The organism is Parasedimentitalea denitrificans, assembly GCF_011813015.1.
GTDB classification, from domain to species: domain Bacteria; phylum Pseudomonadota; class Alphaproteobacteria; order Rhodobacterales; family Rhodobacteraceae; genus Parasedimentitalea; species Parasedimentitalea denitrificans.
The window spans coordinates 49,315-72,229 of record NZ_QHLQ01000019.1 but is presented as its reverse complement, the minus strand read 5'-3'; the positions used below and the strand labels follow the sequence as shown (position 1 = coordinate 72,229).

20 protein-coding genes are annotated in these 22,915 nt (G+C 55.0%); 8 read left to right on the top strand and 12 right to left on the bottom strand.

The window, feature by feature from the left end; genetic code table 11:
• Positions 1 to 43: 43 nt before the first annotated feature.
• Genes tssK through DL239_RS16655 form a run of 5 tightly spaced genes read left to right on the top strand, consistent with a single transcriptional unit; the run spans position 44 to position 7,788 of the window.
• Complete coding sequence (gene tssK, locus DL239_RS16675) at positions 44 to 1,384, top strand: type VI secretion system baseplate subunit TssK (RefSeq protein ID WP_167685234.1); 1,341 nt, start codon at positions 44 to 46, stop codon at positions 1,382 to 1,384.
• A 14-nt stretch (positions 1,385 to 1,398) separates the two neighbouring features.
• On the top strand, positions 1,399 to 2,826 hold the full coding sequence (gene tssL, locus DL239_RS16670) for a type VI secretion system protein TssL, long form (RefSeq protein WP_167685233.1): 1,428 nt from the start codon (positions 1,399 to 1,401) through the stop codon (positions 2,824 to 2,826).
• Positions 2,823 to 6,386, top strand: a complete 3,564-nt coding sequence (gene tssM / locus DL239_RS16665; protein WP_167685232.1) for a type VI secretion system membrane subunit TssM — start codon at positions 2,823 to 2,825, stop codon at positions 6,384 to 6,386. The genes tssL and tssM overlap by 4 nt, the downstream gene beginning before the upstream one ends.
• A 2-nt stretch (positions 6,387 to 6,388) precedes the next feature.
• The gene (gene tagF, locus DL239_RS16660; RefSeq protein WP_167685231.1) at positions 6,389 to 7,069 is read left to right on the top strand and encodes a type VI secretion system-associated protein TagF; all 681 of its coding nucleotides are present in this window, start codon (positions 6,389 to 6,391) and stop codon (positions 7,067 to 7,069) included.
• Positions 7,066 to 7,788, top strand: a complete 723-nt coding sequence (locus DL239_RS16655; protein WP_167685230.1) for a PP2C family protein-serine/threonine phosphatase — start codon at positions 7,066 to 7,068, stop codon at positions 7,786 to 7,788. Before tagF ends, DL239_RS16655 begins: the two co-directional genes overlap by 4 nt.
• Positions 7,789 to 7,924: 136 nt before the next feature.
• On the opposite strand, the gene DL239_RS16650 is transcribed toward DL239_RS16655, so the two are convergent.
• Together DL239_RS16650 and DL239_RS16645 are read right to left on the bottom strand one after the other, a co-directional pair.
• Complete coding sequence (locus tag DL239_RS16650) at positions 7,925 to 10,066, bottom strand: serine/threonine-protein kinase (RefSeq protein ID WP_167685229.1); 2,142 nt, start codon at positions 10,064 to 10,066, stop codon at positions 7,925 to 7,927.
• A gap of 48 nt (positions 10,067 to 10,114) precedes the next feature.
• Complete coding sequence (locus DL239_RS16645; protein ID WP_167685228.1) at positions 10,115 to 10,696, bottom strand: OmpA family protein; 582 nt, start codon at positions 10,694 to 10,696, stop codon at positions 10,115 to 10,117.
• A 181-nt stretch (positions 10,697 to 10,877) separates the two neighbouring features.
• On the opposite strand from DL239_RS16645, the gene DL239_RS16640 reads away from it, so the two are divergent.
• Positions 10,878 to 11,711 (top strand): M15 family metallopeptidase, encoded by an 834-nt coding sequence (locus DL239_RS16640; RefSeq protein WP_167685227.1) that lies wholly within the window; start codon positions 10,878 to 10,880, stop codon positions 11,709 to 11,711.
• Positions 11,712 to 11,719: 8 nt separating this feature from the next.
• On the opposite strand, the gene DL239_RS16635 is transcribed toward DL239_RS16640, so the two are convergent.
• The 9 genes from DL239_RS16635 to DL239_RS16595 all read right to left on the bottom strand — a co-directional run bounded on the left by DL239_RS16635 (position 11,720) and on the right by DL239_RS16595 (position 18,941).
• Positions 11,720 to 12,340 (bottom strand): hypothetical protein, encoded by a 621-nt coding sequence (locus DL239_RS16635; protein ID WP_167685226.1) that lies wholly within the window; start codon positions 12,338 to 12,340, stop codon positions 11,720 to 11,722.
• A gap of 27 nt (positions 12,341 to 12,367) precedes the next feature.
• A complete protein-coding gene (locus DL239_RS16630) occupies positions 12,368 to 13,867 on the bottom strand; it encodes a caspase family protein (RefSeq protein ID WP_369410583.1) in 1,500 nt (499 codons plus the stop codon).
• A 160-nt stretch (positions 13,868 to 14,027) separates the two neighbouring features.
• Positions 14,028 to 14,357 (bottom strand): DUF8776 family protein, encoded by a 330-nt coding sequence (locus DL239_RS16625; protein WP_167685225.1) that lies wholly within the window; start codon positions 14,355 to 14,357, stop codon positions 14,028 to 14,030.
• 2 nt (positions 14,358 to 14,359) lie between these two features.
• Positions 14,360 to 14,746 (bottom strand): response regulator, encoded by a 387-nt coding sequence (locus tag DL239_RS16620; RefSeq protein ID WP_167685224.1) that lies wholly within the window; start codon positions 14,744 to 14,746, stop codon positions 14,360 to 14,362.
• Positions 14,747 to 14,783: 37 nt separating this feature from the next.
• Positions 14,784 to 15,644, bottom strand: coding sequence for a CheR family methyltransferase (locus DL239_RS16615; protein WP_167685223.1), 861 nt, complete (start codon positions 15,642 to 15,644; stop codon positions 14,784 to 14,786).
• Positions 15,641 to 16,108, bottom strand: a complete 468-nt coding sequence (locus DL239_RS16610) for a chemotaxis protein CheW (RefSeq protein WP_167685222.1) — start codon at positions 16,106 to 16,108, stop codon at positions 15,641 to 15,643. The genes DL239_RS16615 and DL239_RS16610 overlap by 4 nt, the downstream gene beginning before the upstream one ends.
• Positions 16,092 to 18,281, bottom strand: coding sequence for a chemotaxis protein CheA (locus tag DL239_RS16605; protein ID WP_167685221.1), 2,190 nt, complete (start codon positions 18,279 to 18,281; stop codon positions 16,092 to 16,094). The genes DL239_RS16610 and DL239_RS16605 overlap by 17 nt, the downstream gene beginning before the upstream one ends.
• A 1-nt stretch (position 18,282) precedes the next feature.
• On the bottom strand, positions 18,283 to 18,657 hold the full coding sequence (locus DL239_RS16600; protein ID WP_167685220.1) for a response regulator: 375 nt from the start codon (positions 18,655 to 18,657) through the stop codon (positions 18,283 to 18,285).
• Positions 18,654 to 18,941: an STAS domain-containing protein gene (locus DL239_RS16595; RefSeq protein ID WP_167685219.1), complete on the bottom strand. Its 288-nt coding sequence runs from the start codon at positions 18,939 to 18,941 to the stop codon at positions 18,654 to 18,656. Before DL239_RS16595 ends, DL239_RS16600 begins: the two co-directional genes overlap by 4 nt.
• 796 nt (positions 18,942 to 19,737) lie before the next feature.
• On the opposite strand from DL239_RS16595, the gene DL239_RS16590 reads away from it, so the two are divergent.
• Together DL239_RS16590 and DL239_RS16585 are read left to right on the top strand one after the other, a co-directional pair.
• Positions 19,738 to 20,682 (top strand): CheB methylesterase domain-containing protein, encoded by a 945-nt coding sequence (locus DL239_RS16590; protein WP_167685218.1) that lies wholly within the window; start codon positions 19,738 to 19,740, stop codon positions 20,680 to 20,682.
• A gap of 25 nt (positions 20,683 to 20,707) precedes the next feature.
• A complete protein-coding gene (locus DL239_RS16585) occupies positions 20,708 to 21,256 on the top strand; it encodes a chemotaxis protein CheD (RefSeq protein WP_167685217.1) in 549 nt (182 codons plus the stop codon).
• A 105-nt stretch (positions 21,257 to 21,361) separates the two neighbouring features.
• On the opposite strand, the gene DL239_RS16580 is transcribed toward DL239_RS16585, so the two are convergent.
• Complete coding sequence (locus DL239_RS16580; protein ID WP_167685216.1) at positions 21,362 to 22,912, bottom strand: DUF427 domain-containing protein; 1,551 nt, start codon at positions 22,910 to 22,912, stop codon at positions 21,362 to 21,364.
• Positions 22,913 to 22,915 lie beyond the last annotated feature (3 nt).

Sequence of the window (22,915 nt, the reverse complement as noted above, 5' to 3'; positions counted from 1 at the left end):
TCAGCGCTGTTGCGTTGACCCGAGTTAAGAAGAGGAGAGCCAGGTGTCCTGGGACAGCAAAGTGCTTTGGACTGAGGGGCTGTTTTTGCAGCCGCATCACTTCCAGCAGTCGGATCGCTACACCGAGGCTCTGGTCACTGGGCTGGCGCGTCGAACGCGTCCCTATGCCTGGGGTGTGAACGGGCTGGAAATTGACCATGAGGCGTTAAAGGTTGGACAGTTCGCGCTGAAAAGCTGCGAGGGCCTGACCCATGATGGCACCGTGTTTCGGGTGCCGATGGCTGACCCGCATCCTCCGGCAATGGAAGTGCCAACCACGGTCAAGGATTGCGTTGTCTATCTGACGGTCCCGCAGCGGCGTCAGGGGGCGACCGAGGTGGATCTGTCGGGGGCCGAAATGTCTGCCAGCCGATTGCGCCCGTCCAAGCAAGAGGTCAGCGACGTGACCAGCACCGAGCGCAAGCCGGTGGAACTGGACGTTGGCAAAATGCGCCTGCAATTTGCCCTAGAGGTCGATGATCTGGCGGATCGGCTGTCAATACCGGTGGCCCGTATAATCGAAGTACGTGCGGACAAAGAGATCATTCTGGATCAGTCCTTTATCCCTTCCTGTCTGGATGTTCGGGCCGCGCCAGCGCTGTCGGGGTTCCTGCGTGAATTGGAAGGATTGCTGGCGCACCGGATGGAGGCCCTGTCAGGGCGGTTGGCCGAGGGGGGCAGTGCCCGTGGTACGGCCGAAGTTTCGGATTTCATGCTGCTGATGGTCGTCAACCGGATGCTTCCGACTGTTCGCCATATGGCGCAGATTGAAAACCTGCATCCCGAAGATCTGTTCGTCACCTGCGCTGCATTGGCTGGCGAACTGTCAGTGTTTATGGCGGCGGATAAACAGGTTCCTGAGTTTCCGCCCTATACCCACGACAATCTGATCGCTTGTTTCGCGCCGGTTATCCGAACCCTGCGGCAATACCTCAGCTCGGTTCTGGAACAGACGGCGATTGCCATCAAACTGGACCCGCGCAAATACGGAATTTCGGTTGGCGTCATTGCCGATCGCAAGCTGTTGGGCAATGCCGGCTTTGTACTGGCCGTGAATGCCGACATCCCAGCCGAGGACGTACGCCGCCATTTTGCCGGGCAGGCCAAGATTGGCCCGGTCGAGGAAATCCGACAGTTGGTCAACTCGGCGCTACCGGGGATCACATTGCGGCCTTTGCCAGTGGCACCGCGGCAGATCCCTTATCATGCAGGTGTGGTATATTTTGAGATGGACGGTGACAGCCCGTATTGGCGCAAGATGACCACATCTGGCGGTATCGCTGTTCACGTCTCGGGGCAGTTTCCGGGGCTGAAGATGGAACTTTGGGCCATTCGCAACACTTAAGACGGGAATAGAACATGGGCGACAACGACGACCCGTTTGCGGAATCAACTGACACCGAAAAGACGGTGATCAGACCGAATCCAGGTGGGCGCCGTCCAGCGGCGACTCCGGATCCGTTCCAGCAACCTGCGGCGCAACCCGATCCGATGGCAGCACCGGCGGGTGGCGATGCGTTTGGCGTGCCTCAGGCTTCGACACCGGCTGCGCCTGCCGCTGCCAAGCCCAATGTAGGTAAAGCAAACCAGGTTGCTATGACAGGAATGAACCAGTTGACGGCCTGTGCGTCGACGCTGTTTGCCCTGATCAGCCGCATTCGTAACCGCGCCCAGCACATGGACCCTGACAAGCTGCGCCAGAGCGTGGTAGCGGAGGTGCGCGAGTTTGAAAACCGTGCGTTGCAGGCCGGCATCACAGCTCAAACCGTCAAGATTGCTCGCTATGCCATGTGCGCAACGCTGGACGATGTTGTGTTGAATACCCCATGGGGTGGGCAGTCCAGTTGGGGGCTGCAATCCATGGTCGGGACATTCCACCGTGAAACTGTGGGTGGCGACCGGTTTTATGACCTGCTGGCACGGCTTGAAAAAGAGCCGGGCAGCAATATCGACATGTTAGAGTTCCTATACATGTGCATGTCGCTGGGATTCGAGGGCCGACTGCGAATTGAGCAGGGCGGCTCTGAGAAGCATTTGCAGATCCGGGGCGCATTGGCGCGGATCATCCGGGGGCAACGTGGTCCGGTTGAACGTGATCTTTCACCCCATTGGGAAGGTTTGAAAAAACCATTCAAGGCACTTTCTGCCTGGCGGTTGGTGTGGATCTCTTTGACTGTTACGGCCCTACTGTTGGGGATGCAATTTGTTGGGTTGTCATGGGCGCTGTCGAACCAGACAGAGCGGGTGATTGGTCAGTTGTCGATTGTAGATGCTGGCCCTGCCGCCCATCTGGAACGTGCGGCACCTCCACCCCCGCCACCCCCGCCGCCGCCAGAGGTGGTTGACCAGGTGGCCAAGGTTTCCGGATTTTTGGAACCAGAAATCGCTGAAGGCCTGATCGAGGTTTTCCAAAAGGGCAACACGCTGACCATTCGTGTGGCCGGTTCAGGCATGTTCGGATCAGGATCGGACAGGCTAAAGGATGAGATCGAAGCGCGGATCATTCGGTTGGCGCAGTCGTTAAATGCCGAAAAAGGCAAGCTTATTGTGGTCGGGCATTCGGACAATGTGCCGATCCGTTCGTCACGGTTCCCATCCAATATGCACCTGTCACTGGCGCGCGCCAAATCAGTGATGGCCGAAATGGCCAAAGTGCTGGATGACCCAAGCCGCCTGTCCGCCGAAGGCCGTGCCGACAACGAACCCCTGGCCGATAATGGCACCCGAGAGGGACGCGCAAGAAATCGCCGTATCGAAGTACTGCTTGTCCAGGAGAGTGACACATGATCCGGCGATATATAGTTCCGCTGTTCAAATCCATCTATTCGCTGATGTTGATTTTTGCCGCAGTGCTTTCAGCCTGCGTCTGGTTCTTTGGCCCCCTGCTGGGTGGTGACGAATGGCGACCCTTTGACAGCGTGACCTCTCGTATCGTGACCATGGTGCTGATCTGGGTGTTCTTCTTGCTGCTCATTGGTTTCATTTTTTGGCGCCGACGCAAAAAAGACCGCGAGATGAGCGACGAAATTGCCGAGTCCGTGGATTCTGGCGAAGATGATTTCCTGGCCGAAGAGCTGGGCGAACTGCGTGGCAAGTTCAAGCAAGCGATGACCGAGCTTCGCAAATCCAAGAACGGCAAACGTCATCTGAATGAGCTGCCTTGGTATGTGATGATCGGCCCACCGGGTGCTGGTAAAACCACTGCGATCGTCAACTCCGGGCTTCAGTTTCCATTGGCTGAAAAGCTGGGCAAGGCGGCGATAGGTGGTGTTGGCGGTACGCGCAACTGTGATTGGTGGTTCACCAATGACGCGGTTCTGATTGATACGGCCGGACGATACACCACACAAGAAAGCGACGCCGAAGCAGATAACGCCGCCTGGATCGGCTTTTTGGGGCTGTTGAAAAAGTACCGCAAACGCCAGCCAATCAACGGCGCGATCATCGCGATCTCATTGTCGGATCTGTCGCAACAGGATGAGATAACCCAGAAAGGCCACGCGCAGGCCGTGCGTCGGCGCCTGTCCGAGCTGCGCGAACGTCTGGGCGTGCGGTTCCCGGTCTATGTGTTGTTCACCAAGGCCGATCTGATCGCGGGCTTTAGCGAGTTTCACGACACTCTGGGCAAAGAAGAACGCGAACAGGTTTGGGGGTTCACCCTGCCATTGCCCAAGGGCAAGAAAGACGAAGCACCGATTGCGCGTTTCGACGAGGAATTTGCCGGGTTGTTGGGGCAGTTGAATGCGCAGCTGCTTGAAAAGATGCAGGGTGAAACTGATCACCAGCGCCGGGCGCTGGTAGCAGGGTTCCCGTCACAGGTGGCCTCGGTGCGCACGGTCGCGCGGGATTTCTTGAACGAGGTATTTCAGGACAACCGGTACGACCAGCGGCAAATGCTGCGCGGTATCTATTTCACCTCAGGCACCCAAGAGGGCACTCCGATTGACCGGTTGATGCTGGGCATGGCGCAGACATTTGGCATTGGTCGTCAGGCCATTGGCACAGGCCAAGGCACCGGGCGGTCTTTCTTTTTGACCCGGTTGTTTGAAAGCGTGATGTTCCCCGAGGCTGGCCTGGTGTCGGCCGACGATAAGGTTGAACGCCGGTACCGCTGGACACGTCGAGCCGCAATTACCGCCACGGTTCTGATTGCGCTGCTTACCGGTAGTCTGTGGGTCAATTCGTTCCTAGAAAACGCCGAACTGATCGAAGAGGCCGAGGAACAGGTTTCAGCTTATCAGGCCGCTGCCGCGACGCTACCGCCCAGCCCAATTGGTGACACCGATCTGGTCCCTGTGGTCGCTGCGCTGAATCTGTTGCGCGACCTGCCTGCCAACCCGGTTTTGTCAGATCCAGATCCCGAACGTGAGATGACCTATGGTCTGTATCAGGGCGAGGTGATTGGAACACAGGCCGCGCAGACCTATCGTGGTGCGCTGAACCAGCGCCTGCTGCCGCGATTGTTGGTGCGACTGGAAGAACAGATCATTGGCAATATCAACAATCCCGACCTGCTGTACGAGGCGCTGAAGGTCTATCTGATGCTGGGTCTTCAAGGGCCGATGAATCAGGACCTGATCAAAGAATGGATGCGGCTTGACTGGGAACTTGTGGCCTATCCCGGTGTCGCCCGCCTGCAATTGCGCAGTGACCTGACAGATCATTTGACCGCCTTGCTGTCCCAGCCGATGCAGGAAATTGCGCTAAACGGGCCGCTGATCGAACAGGTGCAAAACATCTTGTCCGAACTGCCGCTGGCGCAGCGTGTTTACAACGGCATCATTAATTCCAACAAGGCTACCAGCCTGCCCAAGTGGCGTTTGACCGATATTGGCGGACCGTCTGTTAAACGGGTGCTGGTTCGCAGTTCAGGCAAGCAGTTGAACGATGGGATCGAAGGTATCTTTACCTATGACGGGTTCCACAACGTGTTCTTGCCCGAAGCGGTCAGTGTGGCTGAACGCGTCCAGCGTGAAACCTGGGTTCTGGGTCAGCGTGCCGAAGAGGATCAAAACAATACCGCTCTGATCGCATTAAGCCGGGATGTTCTGGACCTGTATTACAACGACTACATCACCCGCTATGATACCTTGTTGGGTGACGTGGACATCATCCCACTTGAATCGCTTAGCCATGCGGTTGAGGTGACCAATGTGCTATCGGGGCCAACCTCGCCTATGGTCAATATCCTGACTGCGGTGTCCGAGGAAACATCTCTAGCTGTAGATCGCAACGCAATTGATACGTCCGCCTTGTCAGGTGGGGCATCGCAAGTGGCCGCGATCGAGGCACGGTCGAACCTGTCAATCCAAGGTCAAATCTTGCTAGAGGCCCTGGTGGCATCCACTGGCGAAGGCGACGGGGTACCACCGAAACCGCCCGGGTCCTATGTTCAGGACCGGTTCCAGTGGTTGCACAACTTAGTTCTGCGCCCCGAGGGCCAACCGTCGCAGTTGGATGATCTGATGGTGTCACTGCAACTGGTCTATCAAGAGCTGAACAAGATGTCGTTCAGCGGTGTTGCCACCGGCGGCGAGGCTTTGTTGCAGTTCCAGCAATCCGCAGCCCGTGCGGATGGGCCGATCCAACGTTGGGCTTCGCAGATTTCTGTCGGTTCCTCCGGCATCACATCCGAGGGCACCCGCGCGTCGATCAATGCGCGTTGGCAGGCTTCGGTATTGCCGTTCTGTACGCAGGCATTGGACAACCGTTATCCGTTCAACCGGCGGGCAGGGGCAGATGTGGCGATGGCGGATTTTGCCAAGCTGTTTTCACCCGGCGGGTTGATTGACGGTTTCTTTAACGAGAATCTGGCCAAATACGTCGACACCCGCAGCCGCCCCTGGACCTGGAAGCGCGTCAATGACGTGGATCTGGGGATCAGCCCGGCAGTTCTGGTGCAGATGCAATACGCCGCTGAAATCCGCGACGCGTTCTTTGCCGCCGGCCCAACACCCGCAGTGCAATTCCAGATCACGCCCAAGGCGCTGGACCCAAAGGCCAAAGAGGTGCTGTTGGAAATCGACGGTGTGCAAGTGAATTATGGCCACCGGTCCGGTCAGCCCACCCCTGTTGCGGTGACATGGCCCGGTTCCGTTGGTCTGGCCCGGATCACCCTTTCGCCCAAGAAACGTGACAGTGAAAACACCATGTCGCGGGACGGGCCTTGGGCCTGGTTCCGGTTGCTCGACTCGGCCGAAGTGCGCCGCACCAATGTGTCTGACCGCCGCCGGGTGAATTTCCGCGTAGGTGGCCGGTTGGCGCTGTTTGAACTTCAGTCTGGATCGGTCATCAACCCCTTTGCTTTGCCTGCCATGGCAAAGTTCAGCTGTCCCAAATCGATGTGATCATGATGGGATTTGGTGCATTCGGCAAAATACCTTCAATCGGCGATTTCTTTCGGTTGGATCCCCCAGCAGGGTTTGTCCGGGTTTGGGACGAATGGTTGCAGGGCCTGCTGCTAAGCGGGCAGGGTGCGCATGGTCCCTATTGGGATGGGTATTACATGACGGCCCCAATCTGGCGGTTTACCTTGTCGCCCGGACTGGCCGGCCCGGAAAAGGTGATGGGCGTCCTGATGCCGTCAGTTGACCGGGTTGGGCGGCGGTTTCCACTGACGTTGATGGCAGCACTGCCGACGCCGGGGCCGGCCTCGCTGGATCATTTAACCGAGAACAAACTGTTTGAACAGTTAGAGGATGTCGCGCTGGCGTCGCTAGAGGACGACATGACACGCGAAAAGCTGGAACAGGATCTGGCCGGATGCCCTGTGCCTACCCAACGCGCCCATGCTCCGGTACGCGGAGCCGAGGGCTGCATGTTGATGACAGGAGCCAGCAGCTCAGCAGCGTTGCCCAACCTGCTGGCCGGTGATTTACTGGATCGACAAATACGCGGCGCTAGTCTTTGGACGGCCATTTTAGACGGGGTTCCCCGTCTGATGGTTTGTCAGGGGCTACCTACCGGCAATGCTGCGCTGGGATTATTTGACCTAGCGGCCCCAATCTGGAGCGAGGCAAGACCAATATGAGTCAGTTTCACAACTATCGCTATACCGCGCAAACCCATGTCGGGCTGAAACGCAAGGTGAACGAGGATACTATTCTTGCCTTGCCCGAGCAGGACATCTGGCTGGTGGCTGATGGCATGGGCGGGCATCAGGCCGGCGACTTTGCCAGCCGCGCCATTGCCGATGCGGTGGCGATGATCCCCGTAGGGCTAGATCCAACCGCACGAATGCACGCGCTTAGAGATGCAATCCAAGGCGCTCATCAGTTGATCCGAACCGAAGCAGAAGAACGCGGAGCAGGGGTTATTGGTGCAACTGTTGTGGCGCTGATGATGGCAAATGGCCATTTTGTTGGACTGTGGGCTGGCGACAGCCGCATCTATCGTTTGCGCGATGGGCAAATCGAAATGCTGACCACCGATCACTCATCAGTTGCGGAATATGTATTGGCCGGTCGAATGACTTGGGACGAGGCAGAGCAGCACCCCCAGTCCAATGCGATCTCCCGTGCCGTGGGTGTCGGTGACGTACTGGAACTGGATAAAGTCCGCGGTGAGGCACTGTCCGGCGACCGGTTCCTTGTCTGCTCAGACGGGCTAACCAAATACGCCACGTTTGCCATGCTCCAAGACATGCTAAGCACCACGCCGATTGAAACGGTGGTGGAACGACTGGTGCAGGTGGCATTGGCTGGTGGCGGCGCCGACAACATTTCAGCCATCGTCGTGGATGTTCTGTAGGCTGAAATTACTGTCCTGACTTCTGGATTGGCGCGCCAATATCCAAATGGGAACACATAGGATGATCGCCCCTATGTCAACGTTGGTGCAGACGACATCACACGCGCGAAACGGATAGCCAGAGAGGCTAACCGCGTTATGGCTGTGCCGTGATCAGGATCTTGCTGTCCAGTGACAGGATGCGCCCTGCGTCGGCCTCAAAACTGGCTTCCAGCGCTTCGGCAAAACCGACGGCACTTTCTGAGGTGGGCCGCATACCATCGAACAGTTGTTCCGATGAATGCAGGACCAGCACCTTACTTTTACCAAGCGAGCTATCGTCAACCCGAAAGGCAATCCCGCCACCTGTTGAAGCTGCGTCCAAGCCAAAGGCAACCCGCACCTTTACCTCGCCGGTACGTCCGTCGCGCAGAGACTCGATTGAGTTGTCAGGTCGCGAGATATACGGCAGCAAGTGGAACACATTGCCGGACACATCCAGGATCGAGACAGTCAAATAGCCCGATGTCATATCAGCAGGCAACAGCACGTCGATCACCGGGTTTTCGCCAACGAAAAAGCGCCCTGACGGATTTGGCTCATTGCGATCACCAACCGTAAAGGCAACTTGGGTCGCGCCACTTGGCGCTCTGGGCAAGTGCTGTTCGATCAAGCAGAGACTGGAGTTCAGAACCTCTAGATCCAGCACAATTTTCCGATCGTCCGCAATGGCGCGCAAATCGTCAAACAGCCCAACACGGGTGGCTGTATCGGCAACCCGACCCGTCACAACGATCGAGTCCTGTGGACCATAACCACTGGTCGACCCAGTGCGTGGTGCCGACAACTGCCCGCAATCGCTGCGGGCTTGCAGAATATTCTGAACGTCGGCAACAGACAAAATCGAAGGCACGTAGGCGATGTCAACTCTGCCTTCTAGTGCGCCGGGCAGACCAGATTGGAAAACTGAATTCACCCGCGTAAGCACGTCTACATCATCAGTGGTGCCAGTCAGTTTGGCCTTGTTGTTGGACACAACAAGCCGCCAGTCATCCAAGACAGACAGGGGCTGCAAACTGGCCAGAACGTCTTCGCCCCAACTGTCAGCGATATCGCCAGAGGCCAGTGTCAGATCTGTATCATTCACCAGTTTGACCAGCGCATCCCGAGAGCTTTCGGAGGGCATAAAGCCTACTGCTTGCGTCTCTCCCTTCTGATCCTTTTCAACAATCAGGGTAAAGGGGTCGGCAGATGGATAGTCCGCCGGCAGCAGACCACCAAACAGGCCCGAAACATAACCGCCAACCCCAACAGCAGCCACGGCCACAATAAGACCAACCGCCAGCAGGGGGGCCTTTGACTTGGTTTTCTGAGGGGCAGAAGGCTGTTTGGTCTCTGGGGGTGATCGTTTTGGCGGCGAAGCAATGACAGTTGCTTCATCTGCCGCATCTTCGGATTCCGGGCTTACACGTGGTTTTGGGTCATCGATATAGGCCAACACCTCATCAGTATTGGCAAAACGATTGTTCCGGTCCGGTTCGCACATGCCCTCAATCAGCCCTTTCAAGGGCTGAGGGACACCGGTTGTATCAAGTGGTCTTTGTTTGCTTTCAACCACTTCCATCGGGTTGGCGCCCAGGTTAGGCGGCGCACCCCGAAAATTGGCCAACAACAATGCACCCAGTGAATAGATATCGGAGCGGGCATCAGTGTCGCCACTTAGCTGCTCGGGCGCGGCGTAAGAGTATTTGCCTGCAAATTCATTGCCTACAATTGTTTGCGCCCCAGGGTTGGTGTCTTTGGCGATGCCAAAGTCAATGATAACCGCCTGTGCGGGGTCACCGTCACGCAAAATGATATTGTCAGGGCTAAGATCCCGGTGAACGATATTGTTGGCATGGGCCGCACCAAGGCCCTCGGCGACGCGCCGACCAACGATCAGCAGATCCTCGGCTGACATCGGCCCCTGTTTCAGCTTTTTATCCAACCCCGGACCGTCAACAAAATCCATCAACAGATAGATATGGCCTTCTTGTGTCCGGTGGTTTTCAGAATAGCGCACCACAGCGTCATGGCGGATCTCGCGAACATTTTCTTCGCGCGCCATCAGCACTGTAAAATCGTCGTTGCCTGCCAATTCCTGCTTTAACACCTTCAGCGCCACAAGGTTGCCCGAAATTTCCGAGCGAGCCTTGTAAACATCAGAAGTACCGCCACGACCCAGCAGGGTTTCGATGCGATAGGTGTTGTTCAGCAAGTCACCAGGCTGAAACATATCGCCAGGGCGCGAATCCATCATAGCGCCCTCCACGGCGTATCTGCAGCGGCGTTAAGCGCGCGAATAATTTTAGCCAAGAGCCTGGAATTCAACCCGACGATTAATATCGCCGCGGGTATCATTGCCATCAAATGGGGCAGTTTCACCCATGCCAATTGCGTTGAGCATGGATCCATCAATACCGCAGTCCGAAATCAAGTGTCGGCGAACTTCCTGTGCGCGAAGCAGGGACAGGCGCTGATTGTAATTTGCAGAGCCAGAGCTGTCGGTGTGGCCAATAATCTGGAAAACAGTTCCATCAAGCAGTTGCATTGCCTGACACATTTTGACCAGCTTGGGTTGTTGATCAGCCCGAAGTGCTGCGCTGTCAAAATCAAACGAGATCGGCACGTTGACCTGAGCCTGACGCTCAACCGGCTCATACTCTTCGGCAGCAACGGCAGCAACCGTCGCTGTTTCCTGTGCGGCCGTATCTGTCGTTGCCTCAGCGGCAGCATTTGGCACAATAACCAAACCGCGGGTCTTTTGCTTTTTAAAGGCCGCTGTCAGTTCCTCTACGGACATTTCTTCGGCGGCTTGCGCAAATACGGCTGGCGCGGTCCCAAGACCAGCAACCAGAAGGCTAACAAATAAAACGTTGAGACGTACCATTACATACCTCCAAAAAAGGACCAGTTATCGTCCGAGCCTATACCACTGCCAAGACCCTGCCAATGGCTTTGACGTATTCGCTGAAATTTCTAAGGGTAAGGAAATCCGCCAGATTTTCACGAAAAGCTTTACTCGCACGGTAGAACCAGATGAATTGGCATTAATCATGTAAGAGGTCCACATGCGCGTATTACCTGCCATTATCCTAGCCGTTGCCCTGATGCTGTTACCCGGCATCTGGTTTGCCCTGAAATGGGCGTTATCAGAAGAAGGGTTTGAAGGGGCTGCGGTTGATTCCACGGCCCGGATCGAAATCGAAATGCTGCGCCAGCAAATCGAAGACCTGCAAGTGCGATTGTCTGATCTAAGAAGCGAAGTTGCACGCCTTCCCGTTGGTGGTGCGTCGGCCCCGGCGACCGCAGACGCAGATGGCGAGCAGGAGATTTGGGCACAAACTCCTGGCGCAGACTTGGATTATGCACAGGTTGTTCTGATTGCTGATCGCACAAATGTGAACCAGGGGCTGCAAGTGGCAGGCGGATCTTATCTGTCAGAAAAGCTTGGTCGCCCACGTGAGGACCTGAACGATAATTGCCAGCCAATGACCAACCCGGATCTGAAGGCCAAGTTGATCACCGAACAGGTAGGGCCAATTCGGGTCAGCATGTTGCAGCCTGCTATCACCAGCCTGAAAGTGGTCTTTGAGAACATCCGGTCCGTCGATCCGGACCTGTATGCCCGCATCAACACAGCCGGCGCCCTATGTGTACGCCGCATCCGCGGCACCCAGAACTCACTGTCGACACATAGTTATGGGCTAGCCGTTGACCTGAACATTGACGGGCAGCTGGACAATTTCACTGATGGGAAAACACAGTTGGGGCTGACTATTATCGCAGACTTTTTCAACGATGAAGGCTGGGTTTGGGGCGCCGGGTTCCGGCGCGAAGATAGCATGCACTTTGAGATCAGCCGCCGCCAGCTGGACCAATGGCTGGCGGAAGGCAAGCTCTAGGTCAGTCACTACGAGCGCAGCAATACCTTGTTTGATCCCAGTGCGGCTGCGATCTGCTGGTACTGCACCGCTCGTCTTGATGAACTTTCGGCAGATCGTAATAGTCGGGTTTCGGCCTCTGCCAGAACTGCCACTGCTTGTGCCAGCGCTCGCCGTTCATTGGCCGCTGATACCGCAGACAAAGGGCTTTTCGAGCGGAAGCTTCCATCAGTAGACTCCAAGCGCGCCCTTGGCCTGTCCTGATCCAGATTGTTCTGCGTGATTTCGCGCAGCTGATTGGCTGTATCGCTCAGAATATCCCGCGCCTCGCCATATCCGACTAGATTATCCATGCTCTTTTCTAATGTCGTCAACCGCTCGGCTAGGCAGTCAATTCTATAAAGCTCGGCTGGCTGGCACTCATCGCGAATGGTTGCAAGGCGCTCAAGAACTTCGTCAGCGTCAGTTAACTTAGGCCCGTTTTCTTTCTCCTGCTCAAATTCATCAGAACGACCTTCCACTGAGTGGCTATCTTCCCCTTGGTAATCATCACCCGACGTGGGAAAATCATCTGACTGCGCCTGGGCAATTTGCGGTGGAAATATTACCCCAGCCAGCAGGGAAAACAAAGCTGCTCGAAGTAATTTCATAACGTCATCCAGTCTAATTACTTGTGTTTAATCTTCAATTCCATATGCGCGTCGAATGCCACGCTGCGTACCTGGACCAAAGTCCCCGTCGATAGAGCCTTGGTAGAAGTTGTGTTCCTTCAACATGGCCTGCAGTGCACGACGGGTTTCCCCTGTGAACATTGCGGGACGCTTACTCAGCAGGTCTAGAACATCCGCGCTACCGGACCGCAAGGCCTGATAAAGATAATAGGCAGATTCGTCAGGACCCTTGTTAGCAATCAACCCATCATCGATCAGAGCTGCAAAATTGAACTGTGCTTGCGGGTGGCGCAAATCAGCAGCGCGTTCAAAGAACGTCAGGGCCTTTTGCGGATCCGCCGGCAGGCCCAGCCCACCCTGATAATGCAGGAAGCCAAGATCATTGATTGCATCAGAAAAATCCTGTTCTGCAGCAGCGCGATACAGTGCCAATGCCTTGGTATGATCCACCGCAACACCTGTGCCACGTTCGTACAGTTTGGCCAATTCGAACTGTGCCTCAGGTGAGCCTGCATCCGAAGCCGTCTGCAAGAAAGTTACCGCCGCCGTTGGATCAAACCGGCCTTCGTTTGGGTTCAACCGCATATAGGCTAGCCCCAGCATCGATCGGGTATCACCCTGATCTGCCAATGCCAGAAGTTGCTCCTCTTGGTCGGACCGCAATGAGGCCCAAGCGTCGATGGGCTCGATCGAAGCAACATCGACCTGACCTTCGGCTGCACCGGCCAGGTAAAAGGGCACCCCGGTCAGCGATCCATAGGTATGCGGCTCTTGTAGGTTACCGGTTTGGTTCAGCACACTGTCGCGAACCTGTCGGAACATCAGGCTAATTTCCAAGCCCGGTTCGGTCATCTTGCTCATCAGAGCAGTCGCGTAAGGGCTATTGTCCCCACTCCCGTCCAGCGCCACCTGTCCATCGCGCGCGGCAAAGGCCACCAATGTTCCGCGGTCAGGGTCTGCCGCGGCCATGCCGCCACCGCCGCCGCGTGTGCCTTCGCCATCAGCATTTGCCGCCGTATTACTGCTCAGAGCAATCCCATCGCCCAATGGGTTGTCGCGACAACTATCCAGAATAACGATGCGCATTTTTCTGGCGCGATCCACTGCCCCCAACAGACGCTTTAATGACAGTGATTGACGCTGCACATCCAGGTTGCTGTTCACCGCGGCATCCACAGGAATTAGAAAATTCTCGCCCTGCACCTCAATCCCGTGACCGGCAAAATAGATCAGTGCGAGATCTGCAACCTCAGAGCGAAAGGAAAAATCTTCCAGCAATTGTTCAACTTCCGCCACACCCGCATCAACAGAAAGAGTGACATCAAAGCCAATTCCCTCAAGCGTTGCAGCCATGGCAACAGCGTCATTTTTAGTGTTATCCAAAGACGGGAGGCTTTGATATTCGGACATGCCCATAACCAAGGCAATCCGGCGACTATCTGCCTGACCAAAAGCCGGGGCAACCGCCAGGGCCAAGACGCAAAAAATCCGAAAAATAGCAGTCACTTCGCAACCTCAACGCAGTTAACACCAGTTAAGGACCATTCTATCGCGCGCCGAGCACAAAGAGAAAGAAAAAACCGTGATCGAATTGATCACGGTTTGTAAAAGAAGCAAAGCTAGCTACCTAGGAACCACCCAGTAAGGGCGATCTCGGTACATTCGCCTAATATGCAGAGTGGGCTGCATCCGTATCGCGCAGGCGCTCACGCAATTTCTGCAGCGTAACAGCCTCGGACGCTGTCTTTAGATTCGACTCACTTCCATCCATCGTCTGCAACCGCAGGCGTTGATAAAAGCCAGACAAACCGGCGAGCGTCTGCGCAACCAGATCGAAATCCTGAAGCGCCTGACGGTCTTTGCTTGTCGGTTTGCTGTCGCTTTCCAAAATGGTAAACACCACGTCTTCAAGCTGTTGAACCTGAGCCTGCAGATGAGACATTTCACGAGCGGAAATCGCGCAGAGATCAGTCAGGGTTTTACCATTCTGTTCCATGATTACAGGCGTCCTACCACTTGTTCGATCGCCTGTTTCATGGTCGCTACGGTAAACGGCTTGCGAATGATGTTGTTCATTGCAAGACGGCGCCCAACTTCGACCACTTCTGGTGTCGGCTTACCCGTTACCAGAATGAAACCAGTCCGCTGAGTGGAACGGTTTTCACGCATACATTTAAGCAGGCCCAAACCATCCATGCCGGGCATGTTATAGTCCGAAAGGACCAGATGCACCGGATTGGTGGCGATCTTTTGAAAGGCGGACTGACCGTTGTTTTCAACCATATAGTTCTTGATACCCAGTTCATCCAATGTCTGGGTCAGAATTCCACGACTTGTGGACATGTCATCAACAACCATAACGCGCAGAGAGTCTTTGAGGCTCATTTTTTAGTTTCCTTGTAGTGACTTCAGATCCGGCAAATTAGGCGAGGGAGCCGGCAGAAGAGTTGATGTAGGTTGTAATCCCCGAGGCCCTTAGTTGTTGGGCTGCAGGGCCGGACATGCGTTCCGAGTGACCAATGAAAAGGTAGCCATTCGGATTCAGCGACTTTTGAAACGCCGACCAGACATTTTGCTGGGTCGGATTGTCAAAATAGATCGCCACGTTGCGACAGAAAATGGCATCAAACTTACCGCGAAACGGAAACGGTTCGATCAGGTTCAAAACACCAAAGCTAACCAAGGAGCGGACAGCTTCAGGGATCTTGTTTTCTGCGCCAGCATCAGCCTTGACCCGGTATTCAGCCGGGATCTGGGCCAGTTCATCGGCAGGGTATTGCGCCGCCTGTGCAGTGCGGACAACAACCGGGTCGATGTCGGTGCCAAGAATCTTGATATCCAACCGACCTGCCTCGGGGCAGAGCTTATGAAGCACCATGGCAATGGTATACGGTTCTTGCCCGTTAGAGCAGCCCGCAGACCACAACCGAACCCGGCCACCACTGCGGGCCTTTTCGATCAACGGCGGCAAAACGTCGTTGCGCAGAGTATCAAAATGATGCGATTCCCGAAAGAACTGCGTCACGTTGGTGGTCAACAGCGACAACAATTCGCTGCGCTCACCCTCGCCACCCGGCGCATCTAAGCTCGCCAGGTATTTATTGAAGTTCCGCACCTTCAGCTTGTTTAGCCGCCGCGACAACCGCGACGAGACCAAGGGTTTCTTGTTGCTCGACAGAGCCAGCCCAAAGTTCTTATGGGCAAACTTGGCAATTGCATCAAAATCCTGATCTGACAGGGTAAATTGGCCCGCTCCGGACTCTATCGAACTGGCTATGGTCACAGTGCCACCTGCTCCGTCGAGGCAATAACCGCGTTCAGATTGATGATCCGCACCATTTCATCATTCTGAGAGATAATCCCTTGAATGAAATCCATAGTGTTACGGCTATCCACCTGCGGTGTTTCCTGAATGTCTTCCGGATCAATCGAGATGATCTCGGACACGGATTCAGCCAAGAGCCCGACGGGTTTGTCATGAACCGAGACAACAATAACAACGTTGCGCTCGCTGGCTTCGGCCTGCTCAAGACCAAACCGTGCTGACAGATCATAAATCGGAATCACCGCACCACGCAGGTTCATCACGCCCAGAACATCGGCCGGCGCATGAGGCAGAACCGTGACCGGTTGCCAGCGCCGAATTTCACGGATCTGGGTTATTTTCAGGCAGAACGCTTGGCTTGCGACAGTGAAACTGACGAACTCGCTGTGTTCAGTGTGTTTGGTTTCAGCTTGCAATTGCATTGCTCATCCTCCGGTCGGTGTCAAAGACGGCTGCCGAGGACGACGCCGTTACGATGCTTTCAGGATCAAGGATCATGGCGATTTTGCCGTCCCCAAGAATAGTTGCGGCGGAAACGCCAGGTACATTGCCACAGACGCCATCCAGACTTTTGATCACCACTTGGCGTTGATCATGAATGTCGTCCACTGCAAGGGCACACCGGTCGCCATTTTCGGTTTCAACCAGTAGGTAGACACCAGCCGGTTCGTCCCCTGTGTTGCTACGCAGACCAAGGCTGCCAGCAACATCACAAATCGGAACAAAACTGCCACGAATAGACAACAGTGTGCCATCCGCACCGAGGTTGTTGATCATGTCATCGTTACCGCGCATGGTTTCAACGATAGCCGTGATAGGCACCACCATTGTGTGCCCGGCAACCGAAACGACCATTCCATCCATAACGGCCAGCGTCAGTGGCAGAATGATTGAGAACACAGAACCTTGGCCAGGATTCGAGGAGATATTGACCCGACCACCCAGCGCCGTCACCGCGTTTTTCACCACATCCATACCAACACCACGACCCGACAGGTTCGAGATTTCTTTGGCAGTAGAGAAGCCCGGCAAGAACAACAGGTTGTCGATCTCACTGTCGTTCAGTTCGGCATTTTCAGGGATCAGACCCTTATCAATGGCGATCTGGCGGATCTTCTTGCGGTTCAACCCAGCGCCGTCATCTTTGACTTCGATACAGACAGAGCCGGAACGATGCGCCGCAGTCAGGGTAATTTCGCCGCCTTTTTCTTTACCAGCCGCAGCCCTGGCTTCTGGGCTTTCAATCCCGTGATCAACCGCGTTGCGCAGGATATGCGTCAACGGATCGGCCAGACGTTCAATCACCGTCTTGTCGACCTCAGTGGTCTCACCGATTGTTATCAGCTTGGCTGTTTTGCCAGTAGCGGCCGAAGCCTCTCGGACAATACGGGCCATACGCTGAAACAGCGGTTTCACAGGCTGGGCGCGGATCGCCATGACACCTTCTTGAATGTCACGAGCCAGGTTTTTAAACCCTTCCAGCTCGGTCTCGACATCACGGGTATCACTAACGTCCAGGTTGGCAATCTGCTGAGCCAGCATGGAGTGGTTGATGATCAACTCTCCTACTGCGTTAATCAGGCGGTCAACACGGTCAAGCTCAACTCGCAGGGTGGGTTTTGGCCCACTCGACTTTGTTGATTCCTTCTTCGAACCCGCCGCTTTGATCGCAACTTTTTCAGACTCAACTTCCGGCACCGGAGTGACCTCCACCTCAGCCACGGCATCAACCGGGGCGGGGGTTTCGACAGCGTCAGGCACCGGCTGCTCTAAAGGGAGCGCCACCGCGCTTTCTTCTTCAACCGGAGGAAGGCCGAAAGCCGCGTTCAGTGCTGCAAGAGCATCGGCGTCGGCTTCTTCTTCACCTTCAGAGCTGATGGACAGCTCACATAGACCTTCGACAAATTCAAACACAGCCTCGATCGCTGACCGATTTTCGCTGGTCACCAATGTCAGCTCCCAGGATAGATAGCTTTCGCCATCTTCCATCGCGTCGTACCCAGGCAGTTCGCTATCGTCCAACCGAACAGTAAGCTCGCCCAAGTCAGACAAAGCCTGAAACAGGAAATATGGTTCATTTCCAGTATCAAACATCTCTTTCAACGGATGGAAACGAATGTCGAAAGTGGCCTCTTTCGCCTCGGCAAGCGAGGGCAGGGGGGCAGGATCGAACGCGGCCCCAACACCCATAGGCTCAAAGACCAGTTCTTCTTCGTCGTCGTCAATGTATTCGCCCAGAGCCGAGATCAGCACATCGTGATGTGCTTGATCGACCTCACCACCATCCCGTGCGCAGGTCACAAGATCAGACAGGTGATCGCTGGCCCGGAACAAAAGCTGGACCAGTTTTTCGTCCAGTTGCAGCTTATTGGAACGTACATCGTCAAAAACAGTTTCAAAGTTGTGCGCAAAGGCCACCAGGTCATCTAGGCCAAACGCACCAGCGCCGCCTTTGATGGAGTGCACAGCCCGAAACACCGCGTTGACGGTCTCCGCGTCCTGGTCGCCTTCTTCGATGGCAGCCAGACCCGCATCCATTGCCTCAAGGAGCTCTTCGCACTCCTCAAAGAATGTATCCATGATCGAACCAGTCATTTTATGCAACCGCCCCTGTTACGCGCTTAAGTGCAAAGATCAGAGAATCATCATCAAAGGGTTTGGTGATCCAACCGGTCGCACCGGCAGAACGCGCACGCGCCTTCAGGTCAGCTGAGCTCTCGGTAGTTAGAACCAGGATCGGAACCTTGGAATTGATGCCATCACCGCGGAGTTCTTCGATCACGCCGAAACCGTCGAGGTTAGGCATGTTGATGTCAGTGATCACCACATCCGGGGCCAGGTCAGGGTACAAGTCTACCCCTTCACGGCCGTCCACGGCGCTGTGATATTCAAATCCAGCTTCCTCTAGGCAGGCTGCAAGCAGATTACGAATAGTGCGGGAATCATCTATCGCCAAAACTTTGGTTTTCATGCTGTTTCCTTATCTTCAAATCGGTTTGCATCGACCCCCATCAGGGATAATGCCCGGCGGCAGCCTTCGTTGATATTTACGACCGAGAAATCTAACCCCTCGGATCGCCATTGTTGTTCTGCTCCAAGCAGCATTTGCAGACACCGAGACGGCATCATCGCCACCTCACTGCAATCGATCTTGATCGGTTGCGATCCCGCTCCATCCAGGAACGTGATCAGTGGTGTCAGCTCAGAAAATGCATTTGGCAAATCCAAAACATATGTTTGTGGTTCAGTCGGCATATTCAGCGATTCGCACCCCCGTTGTCGGCGACGTGTTGAACTTCGATGCAAAACACATAGGCCGCGCGCCTTAATAATTGATTGCCGAGCACCCGGGGTTTTCGATTATCAAGGAGGTTCTTGGGGCGACAATTTTCACTGTATTTTATGAGAACTTCTCTCGCATTGCTTTGACTACCGTCTGAAGATTGGCAGTTCGAAGCTCTGGCACCCAAAAGACTCCTTATACTATATTACCGCTTTTCCGCAGTCCCGAACTTAAGTTCCTGGCAACGTACTGACGCCAACCAGCGGCAATAGACACGCAATTCAATTTCAAAAAATGGAAATACATGTCGTTTGTAAGGTTCAAATTAACTCCCAGTGGACCATCAAAGGCATCAGTACAAATACTGCAATCCAGGTCACGATCCTTTGGGAGGATATAATGGAGCCAGCTAGATCTCTCCAATTGGCGTTCAGTCTGTCGCAACGAGTGTCACAGCTCATGCTTGACGGCGCATCCCGGTGTTTTCGGATTAACAGTATTTTGTCCAAACTAAGCTACAGTTTCGGCAGACAGCATATCGCAAAAGCGACGGCCACCTCAGGGCCGACTGATGTCTTGTGGGACTTTTAACCCTAGGCGGCAAACGCTGGCAAAACTCTGGGACCACCCCGGATTGGCCAACCGCTCCGTCTCCTTGAAACTGGTTGTCATTCAACCACGCAATAATGAATGGGTAAAAATTTGTCGTCCTTAAGCGTTTTAATCGTAACTCTGGATCGGGGATTTGCTCGGTCGCTACAGAGCCACATGGAATCTGCCTACCCAGGCATTCAAGTTCTCTTGGCCAACAACCTGATGACGGCCTACAATCAGGCGGAGGCAGCTTCGCCTACTTTTGCCTTCGTCGAAGATGGGTTCACCAAACTTCCTGAATTCGAAATGATGATGGCGATGTTCTCTGCGCTCGATACGCGCTGGGTCTCGGTGATGGACAGCCATTCGGCCGCACCGGCGCGAAAATCCAACCCGCTGCTAGATCGCGGCGCCGGTATTTTCGAGTTGAGCAAATCCGACCATCCCGTTCAATTCGTTCAATATTTCGACATGATGGTGAAAGCACCACGCCGCAGTGCTGCCCCTAGCCGTCAATCAGCAAGAGGCGGGGCTCCTGCCGCCGCCAATGACACAGACAAGATTATCCTGATCGGATCGTCTACTGGCGGTGTCGAAGCCCTGCGCAGCCTGTTGGTCGGCTTTCCTGCCAACTGCCCGCCAACTGTCATTGTTCAGCACACCGGCAAAAACTTTGGCGCCGGTCTGGTGGCCCTGCTAGATCGAATTTGCGCCGCATCTGTTGTCGGAGCCGAGGACAGTATCGCGCTGAAACCAGGCACTGTACACATTGCGGCCGGTCAAAAGCGGCACCTTGGTTTGACACCTCGCCAGCCCCACAAAACCCGCCTGAAAGAGGGCCCGGCCATCTCTGGCCACACGCCATCAGTTGATGCACTTTTCAGCTCCGCAGTGCCCTTTGCCAAGAACGTTGTTGCAACAATATTAACAGGTATGGGGCAAGATGGCGCCAAAGGCCTGCTAGAGCTCCGCAAGGCAGGGGCCACAACGTTTGCCCAAGACGAACAAAGCTCCGTTGTCTATGGCATGCCGCGCGTTGCATGGCAGACTGGTGCAGCACAAAAACAAGTGTCATTGGCGCGTATGGCCGGAACACTTCTTCAGGCCTGTAAGGCTTGATAATCTTTAAGGGAAGGACACTGCTTTGAGTTCTGTTTTCGCAAATACGTCATCAGTTACAGTCCTGCAGGGCGAGTACCGCGTGTCTACTAGCCCATCGGTGATGTTTACCACCGTTCTGGGTTCTTGCATCTCGGCCTGTCTGTACGACGCCGAAAGCGGCGTTGGAGGCATGAACCACTTTCTGTTGCCCAGCACCAGCGTCGAGGACGCTAAGAACGCCCGCTACGGTGTTCATGCGATGGAACTGCTGATTAACGGCGTGCTTAAAAAGGGTGCTATCCGAAGCCAGCTAAGAGCCAAGGTATTTGGCGGTGCAAAAATGTCTGTCAACCTGTCAGACATTGGCCTCTCGAATGCCGACTTCGTGCAGCGTTTTCTGCGTGACGAAGGTATCTCTTGTGTGTCTTCTAGTGTTGGCGGCACCTCTGCGCGCCGCGTCCGGTTTCATCCAGTGACCGGCAATGCACAGCAGACTCGGGTTGAAAACGACCGCCGCCTTGGCGATCAGGAACGCGCAGCAGCGAAACCAGCCCCGGTCAAAGAAGACGCCGGTGCAGTTATGCTGTTCTGATCTCTCCAGTTTTAAACTATATTCGGTTGCCGCCTATGATAACGTGGCAACCGAGAACCTAGCATCGGGCAATTGACCCTGAATGCATCGCCACAGTTTCACCGCTTACGGCACTGAAATGGCAAAACTTTCTACTGGTTTAGACACATTATGCAGCGCCACCGCCCCCAAGGGCAAGGCATGCGTCCCTTCATCAAGAATATCCTGACTGACCACAATCGGATGCCCAAGAGCCTTGCCGTAGTCACCCAACCGGGCCGCAATATTGGCCGCTTGGCCGATTACAGTGAAATCCAACCGCTCTTGCGACCCCACATTGCCATAGGTGACACCGCCATAGGCTATGCCAATCGCACATTCACAGCGATGGTCGGCCTCCTCCTGCGCAAGTTCATCCAGCCGTGCCACAATAGTCCGCGCTGAATTCAGCGCCTGCGCGCGGGCCGCTTTCGGATCGCTATCAGCGGGAAACACCGCCAGTACCGCGTCGCCGATGAACTTCAGAACTTCACCACCATTTTCATGAACAATCGTCGACGTGGTTTCAAAGAACTGGTTCAAAACCTTGATATATTCCGCACGGCCTAGCTCTTCTTCAAGCAGGGTAGATCCACGCAGGTCACAAAACATGATGGCCGCATCAATATCATCCCCATCACCTCGATGGATCTCTCCGCCCAGCACACGGGCGCCTGATCGCTTGCCCACATAAGTCTCCAACAGCGCCTGTGCATTTTCGCGCTGCATGAAAACCTCGTAGTAGCGGCCGATCACTGCCGAGCACTCGAAAATAAAACCCAGGTTTTCAGTGGAGAACCCGGTAGGGTGGTCGCTGGTCAGGGTCAAAACATTGATGCGCCCGTCCGAGAACCGCAGCGGCATCGCGACATAATCGGTTGCACCTTCCTTTTTCAGGTCCTCAAGAATCGGAAACGCATCGGTCGGATGGCTGCCGCTCAGCCGATGCCGAACCCCGCCCAATCCATTAGAAACATGCCGCAAGGGGCTGTTCTGATAGGCTGGGTGATCATGGATCTCATAGGATGGCGCAAAGGTGGTGACCTCACCACTTTCCTTACTCCAGACAAAATTCTTGCCTGCAATCATCGGATGCAGCGACCAGACCATCACCGCCATACGCGACAAATACACCCCCTGATCCCGCAACTTGGCGGCCAAGGCGGCAGTGAACTCTTCTGGCGTCGGCAAATAGGCCGCCTCGCGCAGCAGCCAGTCAATCACTGGCCCGGAAATATTGCCATCATCCCGCGTCAGGATTTCATTGTCGCCAAAATCCACATCGGTAAAGGCATTGGGCATAAAGCCAATATGACCCCGGATCGCCGAGGCCTCGTCCTGGGCCTCATTATAGGCCCAAGTCGCATTCTTTATCGATGTCCCCGGCAAGATCAAATCACGGTAAATCGCCGTGCCCTTGAACGGGCAGAAAGTTTGTAACTCCGTCCGTTTGGACAGATCAGCAACCACATCCTCAGGCGGAAAATACACGGTCGGCGTCAGGCGCGTTTCATACATCACCTTGGCCTGATCGCTCTGCGCCAGTAAAACGCCATCGTGGTGCAGCGATACTGTGCCGTTAAGCTGCTCAATCAGAATGGAATACCCATCCTTTTCCGGCTTTACATGTACATTCATTGG